We start from the raw sequence: 13575 nt of genomic DNA on the forward strand, positions 1-13575 counted from the left end.
AATTTACGTCTAAACTAACGTAAATCACTGTTTTCTGATTCATAGATAAACTCCGCTTCCGTTATTTCCTTAAGCTGAGATATGGTCATATCCGACAAATTCTCAACCAGTTTCATGTTATTTTCTTCAAACTTAAATACCGCATGTTCCGTTACTACAAGATCCGCTTTTCGGATCCCACTTGTCGGAAAAGTAAGTGCTTTCACAAGTTTTGCTTCACCCGTTATAGAGGAATGTGCAGTTGCAACAATGATTTTCTTTGCACCAGCGACTAAATCCATTGCACCACCGACTCCTAGTATCGTTTGTCCAGGAACTGCCCAATTGGCAATTTCTCCTGTTTGATCCACTTGTAAAGCACCTAGAACAGCAACATCTATATGACCTCCACGTATCATCGCAAAAGAACTTGCACTATCAAATAAGGAAGCGCCTATCTCCATTGTAATAGGAGCCTTACTTGCACTTATTAAATCCATATTTATTTCTTCAGGAGGTGGTGTTGCCCCCATACCAAGCAAACCATTCTCTGACTGTAAAACAAGGTATTTCTCTTCCAAATAATCTGGAATAAGTGTTGGAATACCAACACCCAGATTTACAACTTGCCCTTCTTTAAGCTCCTGAACTATACGTTTTGCAATTTTCACTCGTTCAGACTGTTTCAACGAAAACCCCACCTTTTTTTACATATTTACTCATCACAATATAATCCACGTAAACATGAGGTGTAACAATCTCCGTTGGTAACAGTGTACCGGTCTCTACAATTTCATCTACTTCTGCAATAACGATCTTACTAGCAGTAGCCATAACCGGATTAAAATTCCTTCCCGTATGGTCATAAACTAAATTGCCTAAACGATCTGCTTTATATGCTTTAATTAATGAAACGTCCCCTTTAATCGCCTTTTCTAAAATATATCTTTCCCCATCGATTACTTTTTCTTCTTTTCCTTCCGCTAATTTAGTACCGACAGCTGTTTTCGTATAAAAACCACCGATTCCTGCCCCTCCACACCTAACAGCCTCCGCCAAAGTACCTTGTGGAATAAGCTCTATTTCCAACTTCCCTTCGGACCATGCTTTAACGGCATCCCGATTGGTTGTAAAGTAAGAGCCGATTGCCTTTTTCAATATGTTTTTGTTCAAAAGTTTTCCTAATCCTTTACCTACTTCACCCAAGTTATTGCTTACAATAGTTAACTCTTTTTTAGAAGAGGAGGCTAATCCATCAATCAGTGTCAAAGGAGTGCCTGACATACCGAATCCACCAACCAATAACTTATCTCCATCCATGATAAAATCTAGAAACTCGTTATCTCTTAATAGTTTCACCAACTATATTCTCCTTCCTTACAAACCGCTATTTCCATCTATATGCAATTGAATAACACTTATTCATATTACTTTTCTCCCTATCATTAATAATCATATGTCTTGTACAACCTTTTTATTTATCAGACCACATTTCCAATTTCTATTTACATAGCAATTTTTTCATTGAGAATAGCCATTGTGCATACTATTCTGATAGAGTAAATAACAAACACTCTTTCAAGGTTTAAAACAATTTGAAAATAACAGAAAGGACATCACTCGATGAAAATACTTAAACGTATCGCACAAGATATTGTGGAAAAAACAAGTGAAGTTTTGCCATACCCTATTAGCATTACGGATAATGAAGGATATATTATTGGGGCTTCAGATATAAGCCGGATCGGAATCTTCCATCAGCCGTCGCTAAAAGTCGTCAAAACAAATAAAATGGTAGAGTGTGTGAATAAAATCGACAATAAAGTATTACCCGGGGTAGCTGTTCCACTTAAATTCAATAACCAAGTGATTGGTGTACTTGGAATTGTTGGAGAGCCAAAAGAAGTAGATAAATACGGGCAATTGGTTAAAAACCAAGTAGAAATGATGTGTCAAGAGGCTATTAGTAAGGAAATGGCGGAGTTAAAAGCAAAAATGATTGAATATTTCGTCCACCAAATCATTCATTCTAAAGATAATGAGGTGGATGATCATGTTTTACAATATGCAACTTTACTTAATGTTGATTTACATGCAAATCGTGTTTGTCTTTTAATAGACATTAATAATCTAACTGAAAAAGTTTCTTCTGAAAAAGGAAAAGTGGGATTGTTAGACGATTTCTCCTTGCAATATTTTCAAAGGGAAGTTTTAGATTATCTTCGCTTAATCTTCATTGAAAATACGGATGATATTATTTCGGTTTTAAATATCGAACGCTTCATTATTATCAAAGCGCTTCCTACTAAGAAATCCTTATCCATTTTAGTAAAAAGCCTCGATGAAAAACTTGAAAAACTAAATGTATTTTTGGAGAGAAAATATCAAGTTTCCGCTTACGTTTCAGTTGGTGATACGAGTGATGGGATAAAGGGTGTATCTGAATCTTATCAAAACGCAAAGAAATCAATGACTATTGGAAGGGATACAGAAAAGGATTCATCGATTCATGTATACAATGAACGGGAAATGTTGCTTCGTCTTCTACCAAAAGAATTGTCAGTAGAATATCAACGAAAGCTTTCAAACATTATTTCACCATTCATCGAACATGAAAATTATGACGTTTTATCCAGTACATTTATGGAGTATTGCAAATATGACATGAAATTAAGTGAAACTTCCAGAAATATGTTCATTCATAGAAACACGCTCATTTATCGGCTTAGAAAAATTCAAGAAATTACGTCACTTAATACAAGTGACTTCAAGCACTGTATGCTTTTGTATACCGCTATCCAATGCTATGACGATACGAAAGTTAAAGCTGCCCACCCTTGAGAATTCAAGAATAGGCAGTTTTTTTATACTCATTAATTATTATCAATTTGTGCTCTTTGTAATTTACCACTGTAATCTATATAGACTGATTTCCACTCCGTGTATACATCAAGTGCAGCTACACCAGAATCTCTATGTCCATTCCCCGTTCCTTTTGTTCCTCCGAACGGAAGGTGGATTTCAGCTCCAGTCGTACCAGCATTAATATAAACGATTCCAGTATCTAAATCTCTCATTGCTTGGAACGCCCGATTTACATCTGCTGTAAAGATGGAACTCGATAAACCAAATTCTACATTGTTATTTATTTCGATTGCCTCTTCTAAACTATTTACAGAAATAATAGATACAACTGGACCAAAGATTTCTTCTTTTGCAATTCGCATTTCTGGTGTTACATCCGTAAAGATCGTTGGCGCATAGAAGTTCCCACCATCTAACCCAATTTCGGATACAATATGCCCACCAGCAAGTAGCCGAGCACCTTCTCTTTGACCAATTTGCACAAAATCATGAATTTTTTCAAGAGCAGAGCGATTGATAACTGGACCCACTTTCACCGACTCATCTGCACCATCGCCTAGCGTCAATTCTCCAATACGGTCCACTAGCTTTTGCTCTAGCTCAGCTTTCACATATTGATGGACAATAATTCTGCTCGTTGCAGTGCATCGTTGACCACTTGTTCCAAATGCCCCCCATAAAATACTATCTACCGCAAGATCTAAATCAGCATCAGCCAATACAGTTACAGCATTTTTACCGCCCATTTCAAGAGATGTTCGTTTTAGTAGTTCACCGGCACGCGCATTAATAGCACTACCAACTTCATTAGAACCAGTAAATGAGATTAGATCGATGTCAGGATGTTCTACTATTGCATTTCCTACAACACTTCCTGAACCATTTACTAGATTTAATAACCCTTTTGGCAAGCCCGCTTCTTCGTAGATTTTAGCAAACTCATAAGCAGTCATTGGTGTTTCAGTTGCCGGTTTCCAAACAACCGCATTACCAGTTACTAGAGCTGGAAGTGACTTCCATGAAGCAATCGCAATTGGGAAATTCCATGGAGTGATTAAACCTGCTACCCCAACTGGAATTCGCACACTCATCGCAAATTTATTGCGTAGCTCCGACGGAACAGTATCCCCAAATTGACGACGACCTTCCCCAGCCATATAAAAAGCCATATCAATCGCTTCTTGCACTTCACCTCTTGCCTCTTCAATCACTTTACCCATTTCACTAGTGAGTACTTGCGCAATTTTTTCTTTGCGCTCTTTTAACAGGAATGCAACTTTATATAAAAATTCCGCTCGCTCGGGAGCTGGTACAAGACGCCATTCTTTTTGTGCCTTCTTTGCTGCTTGAACCGCACGATCTACATCTTCTTTCGTCGATTGTGTAACTTCACCAAGTACTTCTCCATTCGCAGGATTCAAAATCTCTACATATTTACCTGATGATGATTCGCTCCACTCGCCGTCAATATAATTAAGATATTTTTTCATATATGTTCCTCCCATTTTTAGAAAACAATTTAGTTCAATCAATTTCATAAAAGGAAATGACCTTATAATCCGAACAAGGTTGATTTACGCTACAGGCGAACGCCTTCCACTTCAAATTTCCAACAATAGATAAAGAGGGATTTGCCCCAATCTATTCGATTGATAATTCACAACATCACCTACTTTTTCAGAATCTTCATAATATTAGATGTTTACACTTCCAATTTACCGTTTTTCATCGGTGAATACTATGGTTGTATTGCACAAAGATTAGCCCAAAAGATAAGGATATTTCGTATAACTTGTTCAAATGGTACACAAAAAACTGCTATGTGAGTGTAAATTAAACAGTCTTGAAATATTAAATGCATAAAGTAGATTAAACGTACACTATAAAGAACAATTGGTGCATTAACACCTAGACAGCCATCTTGTAGAAAGATTACCTTCAAAGGGATCAGGACACTTCAAAAAATAATTCACCTGAGCCGCATTCTTTTCCCTTTACTTAAAGGATTTTTGAAATGGCCTAAAACTAATATCTGCTAAAATCATGGACGTAGGTATAATAATCACAATTACAACGAAAGAGATAAGCTCCGTCATTGGATTAAACGGGACAAAAGCGTTAAAGAAATATTGCATTATTTTCCAAAGAGTAATGAATATAACTACTGAAAACAAAAGAAGTATTAGATTTGCAATGATTTTCTTCATTCTCCTCCTCTTTTCGTTAACGACGCATAGGAACAATTAGTAGCAATAAAACCGATCATAATAAAGTGATATACTAAATCGTTTAGACAATTTGACCCGTTCTTTCACTTTGTAATATCCAGAGAATTGAAGCTTATTTCTGTATAAATCAAAAATAATATGAAAATTGCTATGTCTGATAATAGATTATGCACACTAACTCCCCAAAAATGATAAATTGAATTAACTAAACCTCCCATCAGTCCTCCAAGTATGGCTAGTAATAGGTCTATACGATTTAAATTCTAAAATCCGCAAATTCGAGGGAAAAACACGTTTTATATTCACCTTTATATGAATAGGAAAATTTTAAGATGCTTAACATTGACTGAACTGGAGAATATACGATGGAAGAGGTGATCGTATGTCAAAGCTGTTATATTTGCTAATTATTTTCTGTTTGATTTTCCCAGCGGCTATCTATGCGGAAACAAATACGTTAGGTGTAAAAGTGGCTTTTGTTCGGGATGGTTATGTATGGATAAAAGATAACGGGATAGAAGAAAAAATAACAGACAAACAAGCAGTATACAATTATCCCCCATCTTGGTCATTCGACGGGACACTAATCCTTTATCAGAAAAACGTACGTGGTAACATAAATAAATCAATAGAAACTTCAAATGAGTTATGGGTATATGATGTAAGTACGAGAAAGCATCATAAAATCTTTTATGACGGGTATAACCCGAAATGGTCTCCTACCGAGAATATTGTCGCTTTCACCGATAGAGGAGTGTTAAATATATCAAATTTAGAAACCTTTACGAACATTGCTTTAGGTGTTGATAGTTATGAGTGGCATCCTAACGGTAAAGGCTTTATTGCATCGTCAAGCGCTTCGCTTCGACCAGATGGTTGGACTAATCCCGTGCTCTTTACAATAACACTGACAGATGATTATTTTAAAAACTGGGATTTAACGAAACATGTGAAAAAGCTATTTGTCATTCCAAAAGAAATAGGGATAAACGATAAAAGAATCATGTCCATCAACGCAGGGTCATTTAGTTTTTCTCCCAATGGGCAATGGATTTCCTTTATTGTTAATCCGACCGGTTCTTTGTCTATGGATAGTGATATGCTTTGTATCATCTCAGAAGGTGGAGATGATTTTGAGGTAATTGATGAAGTAATTCTCGATTTCAAACCAAAATGGGCAATTACCAAAAATACGCTCGGCTATATTGCAGGTGGAGGTCGAATTGTATTTGGCTTTAAAAATAAAGATTTGAAAGTCACGGAACTTCCCGCTGCTCCTAGTCTAAATCTCACACCAAATAACTTTGCAGAAATGGGTTTTACATGGGTGAATGATATGTCACTTATTGTTTCCAGAGTGCAAGAATCCGAATGGTCAAATGATCCGACAAAACGCCCAAAACCATCTTTATATTATGTAGCGATTAATGGTCAAAAACAACTAAAAATAACGACGCCTAAAAAAGAATTTGGAGATTATAATCCACTGTTTTTAAAATCCATCAACAAAATTACATGGATCAGAAAGAGTGATATTATCGCAACAAAGAAAGATTTATGGATTGCTGATCCGAATGGTAATAATGCCGAAGTTTGGATACATGACATTGAAGGATATGGATTTTTTCCGTTTTAGTCATCACTGACACAAACCATTCAGACTCTCTTCAGAATTGTGTTTGAATGGTTTATGATACAAGGAAGAAAACTAAATCACACCACTTCTTTTCTTTACTTATACGAATATTTTTTCCAGTTTCTTTATTGACTCATCACTACAAATATTTGAAAAAAAAGATAAAAGATATTTTCTTGCATCTTCTTTATCTTTATTAATGACGTCTATTGTATTTCTTACAGCCCAAGAGTCGTATGTCTCAAAAGCTGTACTGCTCCAGCCATTCTTTTCACCTTCAGCGTTTTTTTTCACTTGTATACCTGAAATTACAATATCTATTGATCCTTGTAATTCTAATAATGCGTTATCAAATATCTTCTTTTTGTCTCTTTCCTTTAGTCCTGCCTTTATTCTTAATGCCCTTGTGTCTATTCCTTCCTCTTGGCCAATGATTTTGTTTATTTCAAATGCTTCTTTTGATACGTTTCCATTAAAATAACGTTCTTCGATGGACTCGGTATAACCTAAAACTTTCTTTATATATGGAAGAAGCTGACTGGAAACCAATACCGATTTTTTCTTAATGAATTTACCGTATGCCGCAACTCCGTCTGTTGAAAATCTTGTCCTCCAAATCCAAGGAGCAAACTCTGATTCAGAATGCCAATACTCTGGAGAAGTAATCGTATTTAAAGAGGGGAAATCAGGTATTAAAGGGGCAAGGGGGAGTAAACCAATCTCTTCTATTACACCTATCGCTTCCTCATATGTTTTCACTTTATATTCCATCAATTTGTTATCTCCCTTTTAAAAATTGGCATATGTCTAATTTCTATATTCAGTTTAGATTTTCCTTCTTGAAGTCCATACTCTTAGATGAACATGTAAAAAAATTGTTTCAGGCTTATTTTTCATAATAAGGGACAAACAATTGAAATCTGAACAAAATTGTTTTACGCTTCCGAAGTAATAGGATGTTTCAAATTTCCGGGAAAATAATTATCACCATTTGTTTTCACAAATAAAGCTCCACTACCATTTATAGGACTACTTTCAAATAGAAAGCCTTCATAATCTGGGGTGTAATGAAAAATTATCCTTTTGCTTCCCTCACCTGAGATTTCTATTAGAATATGGTTAAAGTTTATTTTTTGCTTACTGATGATATCAAAAAGATTAATTTGGTTTTCGTCTTCTCTATAAATTATTATTGCATCTTCGGATTCAAGATAATAAATGTCATTACAAAAAACTGTCAAGCAATAATACATTAAAATTTCATGGGAGTTTACAGTTGAAAACCGTTGGGAAACAGGTATTCTCTCTTTAGCAAATTTAAAAATAAATTTTATTTCATCCATATTTGTTATGTCCAGTTTACGGAGGGCATTTTTGGATTTTTGATTGGACAAATAATTCATGGAAAATTGATATTCTTCCACTATTTCAAAGCCAAACTTCGGATAAAAATCTAAAACGTTCTCATTTGCAAAAAGGTATATCAAATCGTACATTTTATAATCATCTAAAACTTTATTCATTAAACTTTTAGAAAGCCCCCTGTTTCGGTAATCAGGATGAGTCATCACTGTTCCAACTTGTAATGCCCGTTTTTGATTACCTTGTATAATAAGATCAATGATATTAATTGAAACATTTGCTACAACTTTATCCTCTACCACATATGAAAAAGGGATGTATCCCATTCCCCAAAACCCATGTTGATACCAACCTTTAAAATTCAAGCCAAAAACACTATTAGCAAGTTCGAAAAAGCTCTCTCTATGTTGCTCATTATCTCTATAATTTTTAATGAATTGTAACTCTCCCAACAAGTATCACTCCCTTCATATTTCTACTTCTATATCATTGCTCTAAGAGCACTATTATTCATATTCAGGCGTACAGCGGCGTAAAAAAAACACAAAACGAGCAGAATCTTCAGCCGCCATCCCATATTGAAAAACAAGCAACTGCCATTGTTCGGTATGCTGTTTGGGGACTAGAAAACCTCCTTGCACCAAGTTGAGCGATTAACTTTCATGGGAGTTCAATTCAATAGCGTTAGTGACTATTTTGTCTTACGCATTCTTCTTTGTTAAGCGTGTAATGATAATGCGATTGTCCTTCCATTTCAATATTTCCATTAAAACGAAAACCACATTTTTGAATAACTTTATTTGAGCTAACATTGCGGGGCAGAATAACTGCATTAAGTTGTTCTATATTTGTATTCTCAAACAAATATTTTTTCAAGCCTTTTACTGCTTTGGTTGTGTATCCACGATTTCTATAATGTTTTGAAATAGCATAAGCAATTTCCTGATTTGGTTCACTTAGCCCTTCTTTAGTACCTGTATTGCAGAAACCAATAAATTTGCCAGTTTCCTTTAATACAATTCCCAACTTCAAATAATTTTGACCATCGATATTAGGTACAGCTGACAAAAACTCTTTATTGGATGGAATCTCATAATTTGTAACCCAATTCAATCGTTGTTTTCTTGTTGAAAGCCAATCAGGCAGAAATTCATAAACTTCAGCTTGTGAGGTAATTTCATAAATACTATCTACATCTTCAATTCTAAACTCTCTCAGTAATATTTCACCACAGTCTATTGTAAATAAATTGTTCATATCCATCCCCAATCCATTCCCTTTGCAAACATTCACTCTGCACTAAATTAAATAATTCCATCTTCAATAGTCCATTAATCTAAATAGACTAAGACTGAGTATTCAAAAATAATTAGCTGGTTCATTTCTTTTCGCCATTTATAAGAGTTGACTAGATTATAGCTGTTTTACATTATTTAAATAAACCTCATACTTAATTCTTAAAAGAAAATAAGCAAATGCGGCTTAAGAACACATCAGCTTATTTCAAACGTTCGATCTCTTTTCATTGAGTGCAATTCTTTGAATGCTTTTTGATGACAAATAATATTTTCTACACAAAGTAACCATATCCATTCCTGCTAGATAATCGTTATAAATATTAGAATTTCATAAATCCAATTCTCTTTTTGTTATATTAACTGTACCAACTCAGCTGGTAGAACATTCTTTGCTTTTTTATAGCTCATTTTTGCACCCCTAAATATAAATATTTATTTTAGGAAAGCAAAGGCTATCTTTATTTATTTTTTATACAATAGCTTTTGCTATGCAATAATAGTATTCCTTCTCATCCAAGTAAAAATGTTGTTCTATCTTTTATCGACGGACTCTCTACAATTCAATTTGCAAAAACCAAGTGCAAAACAAGAGTTGAATCTACAGTTACGCTTAACTCTCGGAACTGTATGTGACCCAAATTCTATAAATGATTTTTCCATCTACTCGTGTTTTTACTTTATTTACATTAACCCCTACATTTAAGTAATTTGCCCATTCAGGTATAAAATCGATTAAATAATCAATAACTTTTGCATCAGGTGTTGCATATCCCACTTTAACTCTACTAATTAGGTTATTAGAAAAATCATGATATAATGAATCTGTCCATTCATAAGCTTCGATTAACGAATCAAAGATTCTATTATCTTCCGCATGCTGCCCATTAATCCATTTTATTTTCATCGGCAAGACCCCTAGATAATCTAAATAAACCCTATCCAATAGATAGGTAATTAAATAACTTGTCAGTTGAAATCCAGCAACAAAAAAATAGCTCATATTCCTCATCTATAAATTAAATTCTTCCTTTATCATACGAGCGACTTCCATTGCATCCAAGTTCGTATTGTTGATTCGTAAGTAGTTTTTTGTTTTAATCTCACCTTCAAACGAATTTAACCTTCTATTTTCTAATGTACTAAGTAAATGTTGTTCGGATTGTTCGACATTTCGCTTAGTAGGTTTATGTTCTAGCCGATGAGTTGTTTTATTTCGAACAAGCCTTTCTTCTACATCCGCTTCCAATTCAACGAAATAAATCTCTACCCCTTGCGAGCTAAAAATATTACATATGTATTCAATCTCTTCCCAGTCTTCTTTTTTATCGAAGTACCATATTTTAGTGAATATAAGACCATATTGTTCACTTTGGGAAAAGGAATGAAATATTTCTCTTCGAAATAATTGTGTTAGACGCCACATTTCAGGAGTAAATCCGTATAAAGGTTCTAATAAATCAATGGTCATATGGTTATGAAAAAGCTTTAACTCTGTTATATTAGTTAGTTCTTGTCCAATTGTCATTTTCCCAACAGCTTGTGGTCCAAATACAAAAACAAATTTTTCCATTTCATTTCCTCCACAGGATTGATGTTGCAAGCCTACTAATTCTTCTGTTTCGCTATTTATTAATCCGATCACTACGTTACTATTATCTATCATATTTTTGATTTCAGAGAGTTGCGGATGCTGTGTCAACCATTCATTTTTAAATAAGTCCTTCCCATGGCTCCTTTCATTTCCTTTTACTACTTTGTTAATTCTTTTGAATAAATAATCGGAGCATAATTACTGCTAGATACTTTTATAATGGCCACCTCTTTTATCTTTCCATATATAATGTCATTTCTTTTCGAACAACAATCAAATGCCTCTAGTAATTTTTCAGAAGATAATCTATTTGCTATAGTACAATGAGGTATCCAGCTATTCGGCAAATAAAATGAATTAGGATCATCATTAAATTGCTGAAAATTCCTGTGATGATTAGCATGAAACTCAAATAATTCTTCCGTAACAGTTGGTGAAAAAAACAATGTTCCCGAATTCAAAAATGAGCCAATTGCATTAAATGTAATATCAATAGCTTGTTTGTCATTATAAAATTCATCCATTAATTTCATATACTCGTTTTTGTATATTTTGTTGTAACTCGCCAAAGTGATATGTGGTCTTCGGTTTTCTACTTCATATGCATAATAAGAAATCGATTTTTCTTTTAACTCTTTCCATATATCTGTAATCATTTGCTCGGTCTGTTCATCAAACAACGCAATTATTCCATACATATTTCTTCACCCTCTATTTTTCTATGAATAAGGCCGCCCTTTAGGAGTTTCCCAGTCCTCTAGAACAGCCCAAGTAACACGTGGTTCCTCCCCTCAGGCATGTCTCCACCGAGCAATCCTTTTTCGAATGCATTTGCATCAATAACTTTATCTTTTCTATAAACGGATCACTTTCCACCCTTTTCTCCTACAGATTGTTTAAATCTCACTTAATCATAATTATAAAATCTGCAAAATCAGTCGTAAATTCGTTTCTCCTAACAAAGCCAAGCTTTTCATATAAATGAATAGCTCGCTTATTGAACTTTGCTACAGTTAATCGAATTGGAATACCATTATATTTTTCTTGAATATACATCAATATAAATGAGCAAAACTCTAAACCATTCCCTTTTCCTACAAGTTTCGGATTCATGCCTAACCCCATATCTGGAAAGTCATCTGTATATACGCCAAACCGGTTTCCACTTGGAACTTGAGCAGACTTTCCAATGCAAAAAAATCCTACTACTGCTTTATAATGATCAACTATTGCATAGTAAGAACCATCTAAAATTTCCTTGATAGATTCATCTGTCAGTTCATGATTGTAAAAATCATATGGCTGTTCATATTTCCAGCATAATATCTCTTTAGCTATTTCCTCATTCATATTTTCTATAAAAAAATTCATATCAAACCCCCATTATGAAGTTAATTGAACCAATTGTAGAAATCTTCGTTACACACTACACAAGAACCACCTTCAATAAACTCCAGTCCAATAAAACAAAGTTATTCATTATTTGCTATCTTTAAACCTTCTTTTTACCGCCCAAACTTGATGTTCATGGAATAAAAGTTCCTCACTGCTCCCAATACGTATCCATTTTAAATGTAGTCATCCTCCACCGACTCCTGTAGTTTTTTCCCCATTGTGGCCAAATAAAAGTGACCGTTACTTAATATTTGCTCATTATTACGTGTCTGAAATTACCTTATCGCATACCCAATAAAAGAGCCTATTATTACTTCATAACCTGTTTTTTCTTTAATCTCTCTTTTTAGACATTCTTTATGTTACTCATCATCTTCAATCCCACCAGCAGGCAAAAAACAACTCTCCGTATTTGTTTGAACAGTAAGGACCTTATCACATTTCTGATTAAAAATTACTGCGTAGCAACCTTATATTATATACAAGATCATCAATTCTTTCTCCAAACACTTCCACGTAATTACCTTCTCTCAACTCATATAATTACCTTAGTTACCTATTTCGACAGAATACTCCGTTAATTAATTCGAGTCGTTTGACCTGATAAATTTTTAGTATTGTATAATTCTATTAGTGAATCACACTAAAATGATAGACTTTATACTCCCCATTATCAGAAGACAAATTTAAAATATTCCCGTCTTCTAGAATTCCTTCAAAATAGGCACCTATACAACCAGTTGTGCATCGGTGTCCTGATAATAAAATGTTTAATTCTTTATTGCCATATGAAACTTCCAGCTCATGCATGAAGCTAAAAACTCTTTTAATATAACTACCGACATTTTCAACACCTTTATAGACACTAGGATCTGGTATTACCCCTGCCACTTTTACATCCTTTTTTTTTAATCTATCAGCCTCTCCTATGTCAAAAACGTCCAATCTTGTATCAATTTTCACTTTTAACCCCGTTGCTATTTCTGCTGTTTGGATAGCTCTTTCTTGAGGTGAAGAAAATACATAATCAAATGTTGTATTTCTAAGTTTTTCCCTCAAAGACTCCGCTTGTTTTATACCATAGTCATTTAATGGCAAGCCCGACCTACCTTGCATTCTTCCTTCTTTATTCAAATCCGTTTGTCCATGCCTAATCACATATATCATTGATTCGTTCTCCTCATTCGTTATACTAATACGATTTCGGTTGTTCGAGATAAT

Annotated in this window: 14 protein-coding genes; 2 read left to right on the forward strand and 12 right to left on the reverse strand. The window is 34.3% G+C overall.

The annotated features are described in order from the left end of the window. Positions 1-14: 14 nt before the first annotated feature. Positions 15-668 (reverse strand): 3-oxoacid CoA-transferase subunit B, encoded by a 654-nt coding sequence (locus ACIQYS_RS05295; RefSeq protein ID WP_402975877.1) that lies wholly within the window; start codon positions 666-668, stop codon positions 15-17. Next, positions 655-1341 carry a CoA transferase subunit A gene (locus tag ACIQYS_RS05300; RefSeq protein WP_402975879.1) on the reverse strand — a complete coding sequence of 229 codons (687 nt, stop codon included), beginning with the start codon at positions 1339-1341 and terminating at the stop codon, positions 655-657. The genes ACIQYS_RS05295 and ACIQYS_RS05300 overlap by 14 nt, the downstream gene beginning before the upstream one ends. A gap of 261 nt (positions 1342-1602) precedes the next feature. Here ACIQYS_RS05300 and ACIQYS_RS05305 point away from each other — a divergent pair, with 261 nt between their 5' ends. Further along, positions 1603-2820, forward strand: a complete 1218-nt coding sequence (locus ACIQYS_RS05305; RefSeq protein ID WP_402975881.1) for a CdaR family transcriptional regulator — start codon at positions 1603-1605, stop codon at positions 2818-2820. A gap of 32 nt (positions 2821-2852) precedes the next feature. On the opposite strand, the gene ACIQYS_RS05310 is transcribed toward ACIQYS_RS05305, so the two are convergent. Both ACIQYS_RS05310 and ACIQYS_RS05315 read right to left on the reverse strand, forming a co-directional pair. Continuing rightward, positions 2853-4334, reverse strand: a complete 1482-nt coding sequence (locus ACIQYS_RS05310) for an aldehyde dehydrogenase family protein (RefSeq protein ID WP_402975883.1) — start codon at positions 4332-4334, stop codon at positions 2853-2855. Between the two features lie 504 nt (positions 4335-4838). Continuing rightward, complete coding sequence (locus ACIQYS_RS05315) at positions 4839-5051, reverse strand: hypothetical protein (RefSeq protein WP_402975885.1); 213 nt, start codon at positions 5049-5051, stop codon at positions 4839-4841. 403 nt (positions 5052-5454) lie between these two features. Between ACIQYS_RS05315 and ACIQYS_RS05320 the strand changes: the two genes are divergently transcribed. Then, positions 5455-6708, forward strand: coding sequence for a TolB family protein (locus ACIQYS_RS05320; RefSeq protein ID WP_402975887.1), 1254 nt, complete (start codon positions 5455-5457; stop codon positions 6706-6708). Between the two features lie 99 nt (positions 6709-6807). On the opposite strand, the gene ACIQYS_RS05325 is transcribed toward ACIQYS_RS05320, so the two are convergent. From ACIQYS_RS05325 to ACIQYS_RS05360, 8 genes are all read right to left on the reverse strand, one after another. Beyond that, positions 6808-7467 (reverse strand): AlkZ-related protein, encoded by a 660-nt coding sequence (locus tag ACIQYS_RS05325; RefSeq protein ID WP_402975889.1) that lies wholly within the window; start codon positions 7465-7467, stop codon positions 6808-6810. Between the two features lie 176 nt (positions 7468-7643). Continuing rightward, positions 7644-8522 carry a GNAT family N-acetyltransferase gene (locus ACIQYS_RS05330; protein ID WP_402975891.1) on the reverse strand — a complete coding sequence of 293 codons (879 nt, stop codon included), beginning with the start codon at positions 8520-8522 and terminating at the stop codon, positions 7644-7646. 232 nt (positions 8523-8754) lie between these two features. Continuing rightward, complete coding sequence (locus ACIQYS_RS05335; protein ID WP_402975894.1) at positions 8755-9327, reverse strand: GNAT family N-acetyltransferase; 573 nt, start codon at positions 9325-9327, stop codon at positions 8755-8757. A gap of 651 nt (positions 9328-9978) precedes the next feature. Further along, positions 9979-10272: a hypothetical protein gene (locus ACIQYS_RS05340; RefSeq protein WP_402975896.1), complete on the reverse strand. Its 294-nt coding sequence runs from the start codon at positions 10270-10272 to the stop codon at positions 9979-9981. 105 nt (positions 10273-10377) lie between these two features. Beyond that, positions 10378-10938 (reverse strand): DEAD/DEAH box helicase family protein, encoded by a 561-nt coding sequence (locus ACIQYS_RS05345; protein WP_402975898.1) that lies wholly within the window; start codon positions 10936-10938, stop codon positions 10378-10380. Between the two features lie 179 nt (positions 10939-11117). Continuing rightward, complete coding sequence (locus ACIQYS_RS05350) at positions 11118-11657, reverse strand: 2'-5' RNA ligase family protein (RefSeq protein WP_402975900.1); 540 nt, start codon at positions 11655-11657, stop codon at positions 11118-11120. A 205-nt stretch (positions 11658-11862) separates the two neighbouring features. Next, a complete protein-coding gene (locus ACIQYS_RS05355) occupies positions 11863-12330 on the reverse strand; it encodes a GNAT family N-acetyltransferase (protein ID WP_402975902.1) in 468 nt (155 codons plus the stop codon). 654 nt (positions 12331-12984) lie between these two features. Then, complete coding sequence (locus ACIQYS_RS05360) at positions 12985-13521, reverse strand: histidine phosphatase family protein (protein ID WP_402975904.1); 537 nt, start codon at positions 13519-13521, stop codon at positions 12985-12987. Between the last annotated feature and the right edge of the window lie 54 nt (positions 13522-13575).

The sequence above is a fragment of the Psychrobacillus sp. NPDC096426 genome, assembly GCF_044762745.1.
GTDB lineage: Bacteria > Bacillota > Bacilli > Bacillales_A > Planococcaceae > Psychrobacillus.